We start from the raw sequence: 17,167 nt of genomic DNA, 5'->3' as shown, positions 1-17,167 counted from the left end.
GGTCCCGCGTCAGCGTCGCGCGTCAGCGGAACAGCCACGCGCACGCGACCGGTGACGACCACGGGTTCGACCGCACCCGCACGACCTCGAGCGTCGGGTCGGCGCGACACGCCTCGGCGGCCGCGGGCAGCTGCTCCGCCCACACCGGCCCGTCGCTGCGCCGGGTGTCCGCCGGCGCGACGTGCAGGACGGCCGACACGACGACGGCGGCGACCACGCACCAGGCGGCCAGCGCCCCGACGAGGCGACCCGTGCCTCCCGTCCGCTGCGCGACACGCGACCACCGATCGGTGTCCACCAGTGCGGCGGCGGCGACCACCGCGGCGCTGACGAGCAGCAGGCCGGACGCGGCTGCGTAGCGCTGCGGCGGGATAGCCGCCATGGCGGCCGTGGGGTTCGCCCACGGCTGCCCGGCACCGTCGTTCGCGAGCAGCGCCGCCCACCACACGGCACCGGACGCGACCGTCAGCGCGACGACCATCCACCGGGAGCGGGCCGGCCCGACGACGACACCGGCGACCAGGACCAGCACCAGTGCGCTGACGGGCACCAGGACCGGCGCCCAGCCGTGCTCGACGACCGTGGTGACCACGACGCCGAGGTGCGGGTCCCACGCGCCGGCGACGGGCCGGAGCAGGAACCCGGCGAGCACGTCGCGGAACGCGGGAGCGCCGGGCGTCAGGTCGCGCGGGTGGGTGAGCGTCGTGACGACCTGCACGACGGCCCCGGCGAGCGCCACGACCGTGACGGGCAGCGGGAGCAGGCGCGCGCGGCGAGACCCGTCGCCCCCAGGACGACGCAGCGGCCACGCGAGCAGGAGCAGCGGCGTGAACAGGATCGTCTGCGGTTCCGTGAGGACCGCGAGTCCGGCGACGACGGCGAGCCCGACGGCTCCCCACCAGGTCCGGCTGCGGTGTGCGAAGACCCAGGGCACCAGCACGAGCAGGTACCAGTGCAGGTTGGCGGCGTTCCCGCTGATCTCGTACGGCGCGAGCGGCAGCACGACGGGCACCGCGGCGAGCACGAGGCGGAACGGCCACGGTCGGACCACGTCGCGGGACAGGACGAAGACCAGCGCGCACACGGCCCCGACCACCAGGCAGGACGACAGCGAGACGACCTGGGCGTACCGCGCGGTCGGCAGTGCGTACCCGAGGTCGACCACCATCCGGGGCAGCAGGTGCACGTACCCGGCGTACGGGTGCAGCAGGGTGTCCACCGGACCGAGGGCGATGCGCTCCCGCAGGAAGACCCCGCCGTCCTCGGCCCAGACGGTGTTCCGGGGCACGGGGCCGAGCCGGTACCAGGCGAGCGCGCCGGCGGCGAAGCCGATGACGACCGCGACCAGCGGCAGGCCGGCGGCCCTCCGCAGGGGGTCCATTGCAGTGAAGCTAGGTCAGCATCGCGCATCGTCGATGACGCCACACCGCGGATCGTCGATACAGCCGTTCCGCGATGCGGGCGACTCGTCACAAGGTCGTACGCCAAGATGGACGCGTGACGGACGGCCGGGTGAGCAGACACGTGCTCGGGCGCCGGTACCTCTCCGCCTGGATCGGCTTCTCGGCCGGTGGACGGTTCAGCCAGGCGCTCGCGACGGTCATCGTGCTGTTCGGGTTCGGGCAGCCGACCGTCCAGGCCCTCGTCGGCCGGTCGGGCACGTGGGCCGTGCTCGTGACGCTGTTCGTCCTCGCCGGGCTGAGCCTGCTCGGGCAGCGGTACCGGATCGAGTGGCACGGCGTGCTGCCCCTGTCGCTGCTGGCGTTCGTCGGGTACTGCGCGTTGAGCGTGCTCTGGAGCGAGTACTCGTGGGTCGCCCTGCGCGGTCTCGTGCAGACGGTCTGCTTCATCGGACTCGGCCTCTACCTGGCGCTCGGGCGGGACCTGGTGCAGGTGATCCGGGCGTCGGGTGACGCGTTCCGGATCCTCCTCGTCGTCGCCCTCGGCCTCGAGGTCCTGTCCGGACTGGTGCTCGACGTCCCGCTGCCGGCCTTCGGGATCCGCGGCGACATCGCCTACGGCGGCCCGATCCAGGGCATCGGCGGCACCCGCAACTTCATGGGGTTCATCGCCGCGATGGCCCTGGTCACCTTCGTCGTCGAGTTCCTCACCCGCTCGGTCACCATGTGGCGGGCGATCGGCTCCACCGCCCTCGCCGTCATCGCGCTGATGCTCGTGCAGTCCCCCATCACCGGCCTCGCGATGATCGCCCTCGCCGTCACCGCGCTGGCCCTCTGGTCGCTCCGGCACGCACGACCCGCCACCAGACCGGTGGTCAACGGCGTCCTCGGCGGCGCGGTCCTGCTCACCCTGGTCGTGGCCGTGTTCGCGCGGCACCGGCTGCTCGCCGAGATCGGTGCGGCCGGGGGCACGGCGACGCGCATCGACCTGTGGTCGCAGATCCGCGTCCTGACCGAGCGCTACCCGATCCAGGGCTGGGGGTGGGTCGGGACGTGGCCGACCGAGCCCGTCGTGCCGTACGTCACGCTCATCGACCCGTCCGGCGCGCGGTTCACGTCCGGCCTCAACGCGTTCGTCGACGCGTGGCTGCAGCTCGGGGTGGCCGGCACGATCATCCTGGGGATCGCCGCGCTGCTGGCCTTCGCACGAGCATGGGTCACGGCGACGACGTTCCCCGGAGTGGCCTACGTGTGGCCGGCCGCGGTGCTGGTGCTGCTCGCGGTGACGAGCACGGCGGAGAGCTACCTGCTGCACGGTGCGGGCCTGATGTTCTTCGTGACGGTGCTCGTGATCGCGGCGCGGCGGCGCTCGTGGCGCCGGCACCTGCCGCGGGCGTAGGTGCCGCGGGGGCGCGCAGGCACGGCGTGTGACGCACTTCGTGAGCAGGAATGGTCGAGTCCGCCGCGGCGACCCGACCATTTCTGTTCACGAAGCGCCGGCCACCGCCGTCGTCATGCCTGCTCGTGCGCAGAGCGCCGAGGTTCCACGACACGCCGCCCGTCTGCCGCCGAGGTTCCACGGAGCGGCGGTGGGAGCGCCGAGGTTCCGAGATCTCGGAACCTCGGGGCAGCGCGAGCGGGCGCGGGCGCGCGCTACGAGCGCGTCGGACGACCCAGGCGGCGCTGCAGGCCCCACTGCGTGACGCGGAGCATCGCCTCGACGACGATGGACCGGCTCATCTTCGAGACCCCGTGCACGCGATCGCGGAACCGGATCGGCACCTCGACGATGCGGCCGCCCAGCGCGTCCACGCGCAGCGTCATGTCGACCTGGAAGCAGTACCCCTTCGAGTCGATCGAGCCGAGGTCCATCCGCGCGATCGCGTCGGAACGGTAGACGCGGTACCCGGCGGTGATGTCCCGCACGTGGATCCCGAGCACCAACCGCGCGTACGTGTTCGCGCCGCGGCTCAGGGCCTGACGACGGAGCGGCCAGTCGACGACCGACCCACCGGGCACCCAGCGCGACCCGATCGCGAGCAGCACGTCGTCCGACGAGGTGACCGCGTCGATGAGCGCCGGCAGCCGGTCGGCCGGGTGCGAGCCGTCGGCGTCCATCTCGACCAGCAGCGGGTAGCCGCGCTCCAGGCCCCACCGGAACCCGGCGACGTAGGCCGTGCCGAGCCCGAGCTTGCCCGACCGCTGCAGCAGGTGCACCCGGTCGTCGTCGGCCGCGATGGACCGCACGATGTCGCCGGTGTGGTCCGGGCTGCCGTCGTCGACGACGAGCAGGTGGGCACCGGGCGACGCCGTCAGGATCGCGTCGGCGATGGCTCGGATGTTCTCGGCCTCGTCGTACGTCGGGACGATGACGAGGGCCGTGGTCTCGGCTGGGTTCACCGGTTGCCGAGGCGTCGCTTGATCTTCCCCGCGACGCTGCGCGGGCCCTCGGTGCGGAAGTAGTGCACCGCGCGCCCGACGTCGTAGCGGACGCCTGAGAGCTTCTTGCGGTCCGGCACGCGCACGCGCATCGTGTGGGGCGCGAGCTTCGTGCTGGTGTCGCGCACCGACTTGTCCGCCGCGCGGATCGGGTTCCGGCAGAACTCGACGAGCGGCGCCAGGACGTTCTCCCACGTGAACTGCTCGCGCACGCGGTCGACGTTGGCGATGAACTGGGCGCGGGCCTTCTTGTCGAAGAGCGCGGTCTCGAGCGCCGTGGCCAGGCCGTCGACGTCCTGTTCGTGCACTGCGACGCCGAGCTGCTGCTCGGCGACCAGGTCACCGAAGGAGTCGCCGGCCGTCGTGACGATCGGCAGGCGCGCCCACAGGTAGTCGAGGATGCGGGTACGGAACGAGAACGTGGTCTCGAGGTGCTCGTAGTGCGTCGAGACGCCGGCGTCGGCCTCGAGCAGGTAGGCGCCGCGCTCCTCGTACGGGATCCACGAGTCGTTGAAGAACACGTGCTTCCCGGTCAGACCGAGGGCGTCGGCCTCGGCGCGGACCTTCGCGACGATGTCCATCTCGGGCACGTCGGGGTTCGGGTGCTGCACGCCCATGAAGAAGAGCTTCACCGACGGCCGGCGGGCGGCGAGCTGGGCGATCGAGCGGACCAGGGTGATCGGGTCGAACCAGTCGTAGATGCCACCGCCCCAGACGACGAGCTTGTCGTTCTTGCCGATGCCCGGCACGACTCCCTTGACCCGCGGCTGGTCGTGCACCGGCGGGGTCGAGGACAGCCCGAACGGCACGACGCCGATGAGCGAGCGGAGGTCAGCGTCGCGCGAGTACGTGCGGGCGTTGACCCGGCCGGAACCGGCGAGCTGGCCGAGCCAGAACATGCGCTGGCGTTCCGAGGCACAGATGAAGTAGTCGCCGAGCTCGAGCTGGTGGTTGAGCGTGTCCGAGGCGTCGAGGATCTGACGGTTCCACTGGTCGACGTCGTCGCTGCGGCCCTGCTCGAGCTGCTCGAGGTGCAGCGGGTCGTACACGTCGACGACCAGGATCTTGCTCGTCGACTCGAGCACCGGGAACAGCCGGAGCGCGTGGCCCTGCACGATGATGACGTCGGCCCAGCCCTCGTGCTCGACCATCTGGCGGGGGTGGCGGTGCGGCACGGTGACGACGTCGTACGACGGGTCGATCTGCGACGAGCGGGTCAGGCTGACCACGCGCACGTCGTGCTCGGACGCGAGCTGCTTGGCCATCTGGGTGGCGCGGATCGCGGGACCGGCCATCTTCGCGCCGATCGAGTCGCCCGTGATGATGAGGATGCGACGACGGGTGCCGACCTCGAGCACACCGAGGGAGTGCACGATCTTGTCGTAGCCGGCCAGGTAGTTCTCGATCGGGTACGCGGGCTCGTCGCGGTTGCCGAACAGGCGCAGCAGCTCGCGGTCGCTGCGGACACGCGTGGCCTGGATCGCGCGGCGCGACTCGGTCATCGACGGCAGCTGCTCGACGAACTGGTCGACGCCGTAGATGCCGGCCATGCTCGTCTTCGGCACCGGGATGGTGGGGACGCTGTCGTCGCCGGGGTTCCGCAGGTCGAGCTCCGTGGAGTCGAGCTCCCCGCGGCCCACGGCACGGCGGACGGCGAGCGCCAGCGAGCCGGGCAGGGCGGCGGCGAGCTGCTCGTCGCCGAGGTTCTTGTACAGCGTGAAGAGGGCGTTCCGCTCGAGCAGGTAGGTCTCGCGGAAGTCGCCGAACTTGTTCATCGACGCGTGGTGCTTGTGGAACGCGACCGACTTCGGCTGGTACCGGAAGCGCCAGCCGAGCAGGTTGAGCCGCCAGCCGAGGTCGACGTCCTCGTAGAACATGAAGTAGCGGTCGTCGAAGCCGTCGAGCTGCTCGAAGAGCTCGGCGCGGATGAACATCGCGGCGCCGGTGCCGAACAGGACGTCGGTCTCGCTCTCCCAGCGGCCGGTGTCCGGCGACCCGGCGAAGGGCTTGTAGCCCATGCCGTACCAGGTCATCGCGGCCTCGGTGAAGTCGATGTTGACGCCCTCCCAGTCGAGGACCTTCGACGCCACGGCACCGATGTCGGCGCCGGACGCGAACGTGGCCATCGCCTCGCGCACCCAGCCGGTGTCGGGACGGGCGTCGTTGTTGAGGAACGCGACGACCTCGCCGGAGGACTTCTCGACGCCGAGGTTGCACCCGCCGGTGAAGCCGAGGTTGGCGGCCGCGTCGACCAGGGTGAAGTCGAGGTCGGAGGCCTGCAGCCGGCCGAGGTGCTCCGGACCGGAGCCGTTCTCGACGACGATCACCTCGAGCTTGTCCTGCGGCCAGTCCTGCTTGCGGAGTTCCGCGATGCTCGTCAGGGTGTCGTCCGTGCCCTTGTAGTTCACGAGGATGACGGACACGACTCCCGGCTTGCGCTCTGTCACGCGAGTTCCTCCAGCAGCTGCCGCGCACGGCGCGGATCGGTGGCTCGGCCCACGGGGTGCCGCGAGCCGATGACACCCTACAAGGCGCGCCCCGCCACTCCCCTGTGGCCGTCGCCGATTCGTGCAGAATGGGCCGCGTGACTGCCGCAGTGATCCCGAACACTCCCCTCTCCTCGCCCCTCGCACCGGAGTACGCGGCCATCGCGGCCGGTGCGCACGCCGAGGGGCCGCGCGGCACCGTCCGGTTCGCCGTGTCGACCGCCGACCCGACCGAGGGCAAGGGCGACCTGTTCGTCGCACTCGGGCTCGCACGGGCGCTCCGTGCCGAGGGCTGGGGCGTCGCGATGTGGCCGCTCGAGCGCTGGGGGGAAGCGGTCCCCGCCGACACCGCCGTCGTGGTCAGCATGATCGAGTCGTTCGTCCCCGGGTACGTCCCCGCCGGCACCGCCCTGGTCGCGTGGGTGCGGAACTGGACCGCGAAGTGGGCGGCCCTGCCCTACCTCGGTGAGTTCGACGCGGTGTGGACGTCGTCCGGCATCGCCCGCGACGCCGTCGCCGCGCAGTACGACGGTCCGGTCGAGGTCGTCCCGATCGGTGTCGATCTGGACCTGTTCACCGACGAGCGACCGCACGAGGCCGGCACGACCGCGCCCGCCACGGCGTCCGAGCGCACGGACCGTGCCGTCACGACCGTCAACTTCTGGGGCGTGCGCCGCCGCGTGCAGGACGTGCTCGCCGAGGTCGCCCCGGCCGAGCCGATCGTGTGGTTCGCCGCGAACGTCGACCACGTCGAGGCCACGGCCGGCGTCGAGCTCCGGCCCGCGGTGTCCTACTTCGCGCTGCCCGAGGTGTACCGCGCCGCCGGCTTCGTCGTCGACGACGTGATCGCCCCGGCCGCCGAGTACGGCACCCTGAACTCGCGCCTGTACGAGGCACTCGCGTCCGGGGCGCTGCCGGTGACGGACTGCGCGCTCGGCCTGGACGAGCTCGGCCTGTCCGACGTGCCGGTCTTCGACGACGCCGCGTCGCTCGAGCGGGTGCTCGCGATGCCCCGCGCCGAGCGCACGGCCCTGACGGCCCGACTCCGTGCCGTGGTCGTCGAGCGGCACTCGTTCCGTGCGCGCGCCGAGCAGGTCGGTCCGGTCCTGGACGCGGCCGTCGCGGTCGCCTCGGGTCGGTCCGGCGAGCGGAACGCGTTCCTGCGCTGGGCGACCGCGCAGCGCGAGGTCCTGCGGCAGGCCGAGCACGACCGTGACGTCCACCTGTCCGGGGTGCAGGACATCAACCGGCGGCTCGTCGCGTCGGAGCAGCAGGTCGGCGCGTACGACACGGCCCGCCGCCAGGCCGAGGCGGAGCGCGACCAGATCGCGGCGCGGTTCGCGGGCCTCACCCGCTCCCCCGAGTACCGGTTGCTGCACGGCGTGGGCCTGATGGCCCGGCGCGTGCGCCGCTGACGTGGGACCAGCACCGACGTTCAGCGCGCTCACTTCGTGAGCAGGAATGGTCGGGTCCGTCCACCGGACCCGACCATTGCTGCTCACGATCCGCCGCCCTGGGCGCGACCACGGAACGGACGGGAGGCCCGGTGCCAGCTGGCACCGGGCCTCCCGTCCGTCTCGGCGACCGTCTACTGCACGGTCACCGTCTTCGTCCCGAAGCTCTTGTACGTCCCGCTCGGCAGGTCCTGGTAGTAGACGCGCACGGTGTGCGTGCCGGGCTGCAGCCCGGTGAGCACCCGCGACAGCCCGACGTCCGAACCCCAGTTCGGGTAGTTCTTCTGCACGTCGGTGCGGGTCGCGTTCACCGTGCCGGGGGTGATCGCGACGCCGTCCAGGTGCATCTTGTACTTGACCGGGTCCCACACGTCGGGGTCGATCGCCCACCCCGTGACGGTGATGGTCCCCTTGCCGCCGGTGACGGAGTCGAACGACCCCTTCACCGCGCCGGTGTTGCCGGTCTTGCCCGTCGCGGGCGGGTCGATGACCGTGAACGACTTCGTGCCGAAGCTCTTGTACGTGCCGCTCGGCAGGTCCTGGAAGTACACGCGGACGGTGTGCGTGCCCGCGCTCAGACCGGTGAGCTGCACGGACAGGCCGACGTCGGAGCCCCAGCCCGGGTGGACGGCCTCGACGTCGGTGCGCTTGGCGTTCACCACACCCGGGTCGATCGCGACGCCGTCCAGGTGCATCTTGTACTTGACCGGGTCCCACACGTCGGGGTCGATCGCCCAGCCCTTGACCGTCGCGCTGTAGACGCCGCCGGTGACCGACTCGTACGAGCCCGTCACCGCGCCGGTCTTGCCGGTCTTGCCGGTGGTGCCGGACGACGGGGCGGTGGCCGACGTCACCTTCACGGTCTTCGTGCCGAAGCTCTTGTAGGTGCCGCTCGGCAGGTCCTGGAAGTAGACCCGCACGGTGTGGTTGCCGGCGCTCAGCCCGGTCAGGCGGAGTGCCAGGCCGACGTCGGAACCCCAGGACGGGTGCTTCGCCTCGACGTCGGTGCGGGTGGCGTTCGCGGTGCCGCTGTTCGTGCTGACGCCGTCGACGTGGACCTTGTACTTGACGGGGTCCCAGACGTCCGGGTCGATCGCCCACGCGCGCACCGTGGCCGTGCCGGCACCGCCGGTGACGGACTCGTACGAGCCGCGGAGCGCTCCGGTCTTGCCGGTCTTGCCGGTGGTCGGGGCGCTGACGGTGACGGACTTCGACGCGACCTTGACGTAGTCGGTGCCGGGCTTGTCCTGCGTGTACAGCGCCACGGTGCGGGTGCCCGGCGTGATGCCGCCGATCGTCTTCGAGAACCCGAGGGTGCTGCCGACGCCCTTGTAGACCTTGGCGACGTCGGTGCGGGTGCGGTCGGTGGTGCCGGTCGCCTTGCTGACGCCGTCGACCAGGATCTTCCACGGGGCGGGCTTCGCCGAGTCGGGGTCGAGGGCCCAGCCGGTCGCGGTGATCGTGCCGGCGCTGCCGGTGACGGTGTCGAGTGCACCCTTCGGGGCTGCGCTCACGACCGTGCGGGTGTAGCAGCCGAGCAGCGTGTTGCTGCCCTTGCCCTGGTTGATGGCGTAGGTGCACACCGAGTGCTTGCCGACGCTCAGCCCGGTCAGCTCGGTCGAGAACCCGTGCTTGAGGTTGTTCGCGCCGAGGGTGGCGGACAGGTCGGGCCGGTTCACGTTCGCGGTGACGGTCTTCGCCCCGGCGCCGTCGACGTAGAACGCGACGCGGAGCGCGCTCGTGGTGTCCGGGTCGACGGCCCAGCCGCTGACCGTGATCGACGACGTCGAGCTCGGCGTGACCGCGTCGACGTTGCCGTACGGGTTGCCGCCGCCGGTCGCCGAGCCGAACCAGTCGGTGTACATGCGCCAGAAGTTGCGGTTGCCGTACGCCGAGCAGCCGTCGCCGGTGCCGTAGAGGTTCGACATCGCGGCGGTGTTCGGGGTGTACGGGGTGTAGATGTACAGCCCTGCGGTCGCCTGGTTCTGGATGTAGACGGACTTGCGGCCGCAGGCCGCGTTCGGGTTGAGGAGGATCGAGTTGGTCCGACCCGCCTGGTACGCCCACGAGGTCGGCGACGACTGGTAGCGCTTGAACTGGAGCGCGGCGGCGTAGACCTGCTGACCGAAGCCGAAGTACGCCGGGTCGCACGGGGCGGTGTCGGGGCACGCGAAGCCGGTGGCGTGCAGGTACATGTAGGACGTCGGCGAGGACGTCGTGACGATGCCCTGCTCCTTCTGCAGGAGCACGAGGAGCACCTTCTGGCTGATGCCGCACGCGGCGCCGACCTGGGCGATCATCGTCGCGGCGGACTTGGTGCCGCCGGCGATGGCGCTGCACCGGCCGGAGACGGCGCCGATCGCGCTCATCTTCTGCGAGAAGTCCTTCAGGCAAGCGGGTCCGCTCGACGACTTCCGGCAGTTCGGGGCGACGCTCGTCAGGAACGACTGCACGGACGCGGCGTTCATCGCCGAGCCGTTGTAGAAGTTGGCGTCGCTGATGATGTTGCCCGGGTCGAAGTCGCCGGCGACGGCGGCCGAGGCGGACTCGGTCGTGGTCTGCTCGGACAGGATCGTGCCGAAGGTCAGCCCGCTGACGGCGACGGCGAGTGCCGCGACGATCGCGAGGGAGGTCCGGAAGGGTCGGCGACGGCGCCCGTCCGACTCGGTCTGGATGGAACGCATCACGGCACCTCCGCCGGCATCGGGTCGGACGTCGTCGACGCGGAGCCGACGGCGTAGGTCAGGGTGACGGACCAGGTGCCGCTGGGGACCTGGGCCGCGGGGAACGCGACCTGCGCGCAGTTGACCGAGGAAGCACTCGCCTGCGCCGCGCTCGTGGCGGTGCGCGTGACGCTCCCCTTCTTCGCGGTGAACGTGCAGATCCCGCTGGTGTCGGTGGTGCCGGAGACGAGTCCGCCGGCCTGCAGCGACTTCGAAGCCGTGTCCCAGCCGCTGTAGGTGACGACGGCGGTCGCCGGGAAGTCCGACGGGTCGGTGTCCGGCTCGTTGGTCGAGCCGGTCCCCGGGAAGGCACCGGGGGTGTCGTCGTCCGAGGCGGTGGGGTCGTCTGTGGCCTCGGACGCGGGCGACGACGCGGTGCCGGTGGGCTCCGTGGTCGCCGAGTCGTCGGCGGTCGGGGTCGGACTCGCGGTGCGGGTCGCTGACGCGGACGGCGACGGGGTGGCGTCGTCGCCACCACCGGAACAACCGGCCAAGAGAACACTGAGGGCACCGACCACCGCGAACGCAGCGATCGGCCTGGATGCGAGGAGCATGCTGACGGGCCGTCCTGTGGATGTTGACAAGGGTCCGGGTTGCGACAACGGTAACCCCAAAGTGAAGGTTGAGGGTTGGATCGGTCCGGAATCACCCCCGCTCGGGGTGCACGACGGCCGTCGCCCATCCCTGCCGCGCGGGCCCGGTGAGTATGCTGTTCCGGTCCTGCCCCCACGAACGAAGAGACGTATGGTCGATCAAGCCCGCATGGCGGCGCTCGCGAAGGAACCCCTCGTCGTGATCGGCGCTCCGACGAGCGCCTTCCGCGGAACCTGGCGAGAGCTGCGCGACGTCTTCCGGCAGCGCGAGATGCTCGGGATGCTCATCCGACGCGACCTGAAGGCGCGGTACAAGGACTCGGCGCTCGGGTTCGTGTGGACGCTGGTGCGCCCGCTGACCCAGCTGCTCATCTACTACTTCGTCATCGGCAAGGTCCTCGGCGCCGCCAACGGCATCGACAACTTCGCGATCTACGTCTTCACCGGCCTGACCGCGTACACGCTCTTCAGCGAGATCGTCGCCGGGTCGACCGGCTCGATCGTCGGCAACTCCGGGCTGATCAAGAAGGTCTACGTCCCGCGCGAGGTCTTCCCGCTCGCCAGCGTCGGCGCGGCCCTGGTCAACTTCACCATCCAGTTCGCGATCCTGCTCGCCGCGACCGTGGTCATCGGCGTCTTCCCGTTCCACGAGGGGCTCGTCTACCTGATCCCGTCGCTCGCGGTGATCCTCGTCTACGGCGCGGCCATCGGCCTGGTGCTGTCCGCGCTCAACGTGTACCTGCGCGACGTGCAGTTCGTCATCGACGTCGGCCTCATGGTCCTGCTCTGGGCCTCGCCGATCGTGTACTCGTACTCGCGGGTGGTCGCCACCGTGAACACCGACTGGCTCATCACCGCCTACACGAACAACCCCCTGACGCTGGCCGTGCTCGGCATGCAGAACGCGATCTGGCTGCACGACCCGGCCGACGTCACGTACCCGGACCACCTGATGCTGCGCCTCGGCATCGCGTTCGTCATCGGTGTCCTCTGCCTCCTCGGCGCGCAGCGGGTGTTCTCCCGTCTGCAGGGCAACTTCGCGCAGGAGCTGTAGACCATGGCCATCAGCACCCCCGTCGCCCCGACGCCCACCGAGGGCACCGCCGAGCGCCCGGACGTCATCGTCATCGACCACGTCCGCAAGCGCTTCACCGTCCGCAAGGACAACACCCTGCGCGAGCGCATCGTCACGCTCGGTCGCGCCGGCCGCAAGCACCGCCAGGACTTCTGGGCCCTCGACGACGTCACCGTGTCGATCCAGGCCGGCTCCACGGTCGGCCTCATCGGCCAGAACGGCTCCGGCAAGTCGACCCTGCTCAAGGCCATCGGCGGCATCATCCAGCCGACCTCCGGCACGGTGGCCCGCCGCGGTCGCCTCGCTGCCCTGCTCGAGCTCGGCGCCGGCTTCCACCCTGACCTGTCCGGGCGCGAGAACGTCTACCTCAACGCGTCGTTGCTCGGGCTGAGCCGCAAGCAGACCGACGAGAAGTTCGACGACATCCTGGCGTTCTCGGGGATCGGCGACTTCATCGACACCCAGGTGAAGTTCTACTCATCCGGCATGTACGTGCGACTCGCCTTCGCCGTCGCCGTGCACACCGACCCCGACGTCCTGCTCGTCGACGAGGTGCTGGCCGTCGGCGACGAGGCGTTCCAGCGCAAGTGCCTCGACCGCATCCGCACCTTCCAAGAGGCGGGCAAGACGATCATCATCGTCACGCACTCGCTCAGCCAGGTGCAGGAGATGTGCGACCGGGTGGTCCTGCTCAACAAGGGCAAGGTGCTGCACGACGGCGATCCCGTCCAGGCCGTGAGCATGTTCCGCGAGGTCCTCGAGGAACGCCGCCAGGGCGAGCTCAGCACCGACGTCGCCGTCGGCCGCGGCAAGGTCCTCGGCGCGAGCGTGCACGTCGACGGCAAGGAGCCCCGCGCCGAGGTCATGCCCGGCGACGACCTCGTCGTGGACATGGAGTTCGAGCACCTGGACGGCATCGCCGACTGGGAGGCCGCGGTGCAGATCAACAACGCCGGCGGCCAGGTCGTGTACGGCACCACCACCGGCATCATGGGCCTCGAACTGCAGCCGCTGCACGGTCGCCGGAAGCTCCGCCTGCGGATCGCCGACACCGCGTTCGGCACCGGCAAGTACTTCATCAACGTGTCGATGATGGACTCCGCCGGCCGCCACCTGCACGACATGCCGGAGTGCGACTCGTTCGAGGTGCCCGGGTTCGAGAACGCCGTGGGCACGGTCTACGCGCAGCCCTCGATCGAGGAGCTGGACTGAGCCCGACCGACGACGGCACCGACGTCCGGACCCCGGGCGTCCCGCGCACCGCGGTCGTCGTCGTCAACTGGGAACGCGCCGACCTGACGACCGCGGCCGTCCGCGCCGTGCTCGCCGAGGGCGCGGCCGACCAGGTGGTGGTCGTCGACAACGGCTCGTCGGACGACTCCGTCGCCGTCCTCCGCCGCGAGCTGCCCGACGTCGACGTGGTCGCGCGGGAGCACAACGGTGGGTTCGCGGCCGGCGCCAACACCGGCATCCGGCACGCGGACGCCGAGGTCGTCGTGCTGCTCAACAACGACGCGGTCCCCGCGCCGGGCTTCGTCGCGGCGCTCCGCGACCACCTGGCGCAGGCGCGGCCCGAGGTCGCGGCCGTGACGGGCCGCATCGTGCTCGCCGGACGCTGGTCGGGCCTCCCGGTCGGCGCGACGTCACCACCCGGCCAGCGCGTGCTGCAGGGCCACGACGGCCGCTCGTGGATTCCGTCGCCCGACGGCGACGTTCGCCTCAACTCGACCGGCGTGCGCGTCGACCACGACGGCAACGGCATGGACCGCGACTGGTTCGCGCCCGTCGACCGCGTCGCGGACGTCGACGTCTTCGGGTTCTCCGGTGGGGCCTCCGCCCTGCGGCGGAGCGCGCTCGACGACGTCGGGCTGCTCGACGAGTCGCTCTTCATGTACTACGAGGACACCGAACTCGCGTGGCGACTCCGCCGACGCGGCTGGCGCGTGGAACACGCGGCCGACGCGGTCGTCGAGCACGACCACTCGGCGTCGTCCGGGGTGCAGAGCGACCTGTTCCTCTTCCGCAACGCGCGCAACCGGATGGTCGTCGCGCTCTGGCACGCACCGTGGGGCACCGTCCTGCGGGCGAGCGCCCGGACCCTCTTCCGCGGCCTGCGCGGACTGCTCACTGCTCCCACCCGACGGGAGGCCCGGCTCGTCCTGGCAGCGTTCGCGGACGTCGTCGGGGCGCTCCCGTCGCACCTCGCGCGGCGGCTCCGCGAGTCGCGGCGCGCGTCCGTCCCGCGCCGCAGCGTGGACCCGGGCGCATGAGCGCGGAGGGCTATCCTGGTCACTCCCCCGCCGACGGACCCGACCGTGGCGCCCCCGTTCGGAAGGACCCTCGCGTGCCGCAGCTCACCGTCCTCGTCGACGGGACCGCGGTACCGCGTGCACTCGGCGGTGTGGGCCGCTACGTCGAGGGGGTCGTGTCGCACCTGACCGACCCGGCGCTCGACGTCCACCTGGTGGTCCGACCCGTGCACGCTCCGCACTTCGCCGCCGTCGCGCCCCACGCGACCGTGCACACCGCGCCGGGCTGGACCGACTCGGTGCCGCTCCGGTTCCTCTGGGAGCAGACCGGGCTGCCGGCGCTCGGCCGTCGGCTCGGCGCGCAGGTGCTGCACTCCCCGCACTACACGTTCCCGTTCGCGTGGCGCGGCGGATCCGTCGTCACCCTGCACGACGCCACGTTCTTCTCGAACCCCGAGTGGCACTCCCGCCTGAAGCGGACGTTCTTCACCTGGTGGAGCCGCCGGTCCCTGCGCTCCCGCCCGGTCGTCATCGTGCCGAGCGCGGCCACCGCGACCGAGGCCGCACGGGTCGTGACCGGCATCCGCGCCGACGTCCGGGTCGCACCGCTCGGCGTCGACCGTGCCGTGTTCCACGAGCCGTCCACCGCCGAGGTCGAGGACGCCCGGATCGCCGCGACGCTGCCCGAGGGTGCGCCGTGGATCGCGTTCCTCGGCACGATCGAACCGCGGAAGAACGTCACCGCGCTGCTCGACGCCTACGCCGCGGTGCGTTCCGCGCGCGCGGACGCCGGCTCGGACGGTGGCTCGGCTGGTGGCTCCGACGTCCCGTGGCTGGTGCTCTCCGGGGCCCGCGGCTGGGACGAGTCCGCGATCGCCCGGCTCGACGCGCTGCAGCCGGACGACCACGTGATCGAGGCCGGCTACCTGCCCCTCGAGGACCTGGCGGGCTACCTCGGCGGCGCGGAGTTCGTCGTCTATCCGTCGCTCGGCGAGGGCTTCGGGCTGCCGGTGGTCGAGGCGATGGCCTCCGGCGCCTGCGTCCTGACCACCCGGCGGCTGTCACTCCCCGAGGTCGGCGGTGACGCAGCGGTGTACACCGAGCCGTCCGCCCCCGCACTGGCGTCCGCGATGACGCGGCTGCTCGACGACCCGTCGCTCGTCGCGTCGCACCGGGCGGCCGCGCTGGCCCGGGCCGCCTCGTTCACGTGGGAGGCCACGGCAGCCGTGCACGTCGAGGCCTACACGGCCGTGGCCCGGGACGCTCGGGCCGGGGGTACCCGGTGATCCGCGTCGCCGTGCTGACGGTCACCTACAACACCGGCGAGACCATCCGGCCGTTCCTGGCGAGCGTCGCGGCGGCGTCCTCGGAGCCGGTCGCCGTCGTGATCGCCGACAACGGCTCCGCCGACATCGACGCACTGCGGGCGATCGGTGAGTCCTACGGTGCCGTCGTGGTGTCCTCCGGGGGCAACCGCGGCTACGGCGGGGGCATCGACGCCGCACTGAGCGCCCTCGACGACGTCCTGCCCGACGTCCGCCCCGAGTTCCTGCTCGTCACGAACCCCGACGTCGTGCTCGCACCCGGCTCGATCGACGAACTCGTCCGCGCCGCCGACCGGCTGCCGTCCGGCGGGTCGTTCGGGCCGCGGATCCTCGACGAGCAGGGCGAGACGTACCCGTCCGCGCGCCAGCTGCCGTCGCTCCGGACCGGGCTCGGCCACGCGGCGTTCTCGCGGTTCTGGCCCGCCAACCCGTGGAGCCAGCGGTACTGGTCCACCACGCAGGTCGTCGAGCGCGAGGCCGGCTGGCTGTCCGGCGCGTGCTTCCTCATCCGGACGTCGGTGTTCCGCGAGCTCGGCGGGTTCGACGAGTCGTACTTCATGTACTTCGAGGACGTCGACCTGGGTCAGCGCGTCGGTCGCTCCGGTCGCGCGAACGTGTACGTGCCGACGGCCGTGGTCACCCACACCGGGGCGCACTCGACGTCGTCCAACCGGCGCCGGATGGAGATCGAGCACCACCGCAGCGCGTACCGGTTCCTGTCGCGGAAGTACCGGGCGTGGTGGCTCTGGCCGCTGCGGGTCGCCCTGCACGCGGGCCTCTCTGCCCGCGCCCGCTGGGTCACACGCAAGTAGCCCGGTCGGGGGCCTGCAGGGCCGTGCGCGACCCCACTAGGCTCAGCGTCGTGCACCGCGACCCGGAACCCTGGCTCGGCTGCGGCCCGATCGACGCCGCCCGCCGCTACTGGACGGGGGCGTTCACGTTCCGCCGTGCCCGTGCGAGCCGGGCCGAGTTCTGGTGGGCACGCGCCGTCGACGTGCTCGTGGTCTGGCTCGTCGTGACGTTCGTGCCGATGGCCACCGGGATCCCGGACGCCGACGACTCGATGTCGACCTTCCAGAACACCCCCGGGTTCCTCGGGATCGGGCAGTCCGTCCTGAGCCTCAACGGCAGCCCCGACGGCTGGCACGTCGTCGCCCAGGGGCCGCCGTCGCAGTGGGTGCTGTTCGTGTGGTGCGTGCTGACCGTCATCCCGAACCTGGCACTCGGCGCGCGACGACTCCGTGACATCGGGTCGCCGGCGTGGATCGCGCTGTTCGGCGGCTTCCCGATCATGGATCTGTTCCTGCTGCTCGGTGCCCTGCGCCGCAGTTGGCGCCCGACGCTCCCCTCGGCCCCGGACCCGTCCGGCGCCGAACTTCCCGTCGCCCACCGCGCCGCGTAGCCGCCCGCCCGATCCGGATCG

13 protein-coding genes are annotated in these 17,167 nt (G+C 71.6%); 8 read left to right on the top strand and 5 right to left on the bottom strand.

What is annotated here, in order from left to right; genetic code table 11:
• Positions 1-22 precede the first annotated feature (22 nt).
• Positions 23-1,381: a hypothetical protein gene (locus EDF53_RS03570; RefSeq protein ID WP_123292233.1), complete on the bottom strand. Its 1,359-nt coding sequence runs from the start codon at positions 1,379-1,381 to the stop codon at positions 23-25.
• A gap of 131 nt (positions 1,382-1,512) precedes the next feature.
• Between EDF53_RS03570 and EDF53_RS03565 the strand changes: the two genes are divergently transcribed.
• On the top strand, positions 1,513-2,799 hold the full coding sequence (locus EDF53_RS03565; protein WP_123938722.1) for an O-antigen ligase: 1,287 nt from the start codon (positions 1,513-1,515) through the stop codon (positions 2,797-2,799).
• A gap of 254 nt (positions 2,800-3,053) precedes the next feature.
• On the opposite strand, the gene EDF53_RS03560 is transcribed toward EDF53_RS03565, so the two are convergent.
• Positions 3,054-3,800, bottom strand: coding sequence for a polyprenol monophosphomannose synthase (locus EDF53_RS03560; RefSeq protein WP_123292232.1), 747 nt, complete (start codon positions 3,798-3,800; stop codon positions 3,054-3,056).
• Positions 3,797-6,286 (bottom strand): glycosyltransferase, encoded by a 2,490-nt coding sequence (locus EDF53_RS03555; RefSeq protein WP_123292231.1) that lies wholly within the window; start codon positions 6,284-6,286, stop codon positions 3,797-3,799. The genes EDF53_RS03560 and EDF53_RS03555 overlap by 4 nt, the downstream gene beginning before the upstream one ends.
• 137 nt (positions 6,287-6,423) lie before the next feature.
• Here EDF53_RS03555 and EDF53_RS03550 point away from each other — a divergent pair, with 137 nt between their 5' ends.
• On the top strand, positions 6,424-7,740 hold the full coding sequence (locus tag EDF53_RS03550) for a glycosyltransferase (RefSeq protein ID WP_165918801.1): 1,317 nt from the start codon (positions 6,424-6,426) through the stop codon (positions 7,738-7,740).
• A gap of 173 nt (positions 7,741-7,913) precedes the next feature.
• Here the strand turns inward: EDF53_RS03550 and EDF53_RS03545 are convergent, their stop codons facing one another.
• Both EDF53_RS03545 and EDF53_RS03540 read right to left on the bottom strand, forming a co-directional pair.
• Positions 7,914-10,463 (bottom strand): hypothetical protein, encoded by a 2,550-nt coding sequence (locus EDF53_RS03545; protein ID WP_123292229.1) that lies wholly within the window; start codon positions 10,461-10,463, stop codon positions 7,914-7,916.
• A complete protein-coding gene (locus tag EDF53_RS03540) occupies positions 10,463-11,056 on the bottom strand; it encodes a hypothetical protein (protein ID WP_123292228.1) in 594 nt (197 codons plus the stop codon). Before EDF53_RS03540 ends, EDF53_RS03545 begins: the two co-directional genes overlap by 1 nt.
• A gap of 190 nt (positions 11,057-11,246) precedes the next feature.
• Here EDF53_RS03540 and EDF53_RS03535 point away from each other — a divergent pair, with 190 nt between their 5' ends.
• The 6 genes from EDF53_RS03535 (at position 11,247) to EDF53_RS03510 (ending at position 17,146) form a co-directional block, all read left to right on the top strand.
• Complete coding sequence (locus tag EDF53_RS03535) at positions 11,247-12,149, top strand: ABC transporter permease (RefSeq protein ID WP_123292227.1); 903 nt, start codon at positions 11,247-11,249, stop codon at positions 12,147-12,149.
• A gap of 3 nt (positions 12,150-12,152) precedes the next feature.
• Positions 12,153-13,382 carry an ABC transporter ATP-binding protein gene (locus EDF53_RS03530; protein ID WP_123292226.1) on the top strand — a complete coding sequence of 410 codons (1,230 nt, stop codon included), beginning with the start codon at positions 12,153-12,155 and terminating at the stop codon, positions 13,380-13,382.
• Positions 13,301-14,440, top strand: coding sequence for a glycosyltransferase family 2 protein (locus tag EDF53_RS03525; RefSeq protein ID WP_123292225.1), 1,140 nt, complete (start codon positions 13,301-13,303; stop codon positions 14,438-14,440). Before EDF53_RS03530 ends, EDF53_RS03525 begins: the two co-directional genes overlap by 82 nt.
• Positions 14,441-14,514: 74 nt before the next feature.
• Positions 14,515-15,705, top strand: coding sequence for a glycosyltransferase family 1 protein (locus EDF53_RS03520; protein WP_221181184.1), 1,191 nt, complete (start codon positions 14,515-14,517; stop codon positions 15,703-15,705).
• The gene (locus EDF53_RS03515) at positions 15,702-16,556 is read left to right on the top strand and encodes a glycosyltransferase family 2 protein (RefSeq protein ID WP_123292223.1); all 855 of its coding nucleotides are present in this window, start codon (positions 15,702-15,704) and stop codon (positions 16,554-16,556) included. The genes EDF53_RS03520 and EDF53_RS03515 overlap by 4 nt, the downstream gene beginning before the upstream one ends.
• 50 nt (positions 16,557-16,606) lie before the next feature.
• Complete coding sequence (locus EDF53_RS03510) at positions 16,607-17,146, top strand: DUF805 domain-containing protein (RefSeq protein WP_185020926.1); 540 nt, start codon at positions 16,607-16,609, stop codon at positions 17,144-17,146.
• Positions 17,147-17,167: the final 21 nt, after the last annotated feature.

It is taken from the genome of Curtobacterium sp. PhB78, from assembly GCF_003751685.1.
Taxonomy (GTDB): domain Bacteria; phylum Actinomycetota; class Actinomycetes; order Actinomycetales; family Microbacteriaceae; genus Curtobacterium.
This window is presented reverse-complemented; position numbering and strand designations above follow the sequence as displayed.

Excerpts from the sequence above, each read along its gene's own strand:
- EDF53_RS03570 (WP_123292233.1), bottom strand. The coding sequence starts at position 1,381 with ATGGACCCCCTGCGGAGGGCCGCCGGCCTGCCGCTGGTCGCGGTCGTC.
- EDF53_RS03545 (WP_123292229.1), bottom strand. The coding sequence starts at position 10,463 with ATGCGTTCCATCCAGACCGAGTCGGACGGGCGCCGTCGCCGACCCTTC.
- EDF53_RS03540 (WP_123292228.1), bottom strand. The coding sequence starts at position 11,056 with ATGCTCCTCGCATCCAGGCCGATCGCTGCGTTCGCGGTGGTCGGTGCC.
- EDF53_RS03535 (WP_123292227.1), top strand. The coding sequence starts at position 11,247 with ATGGTCGATCAAGCCCGCATGGCGGCGCTCGCGAAGGAACCCCTCGTC.
- EDF53_RS03530 (WP_123292226.1), top strand. The coding sequence starts at position 12,153 with ATGGCCATCAGCACCCCCGTCGCCCCGACGCCCACCGAGGGCACCGCC.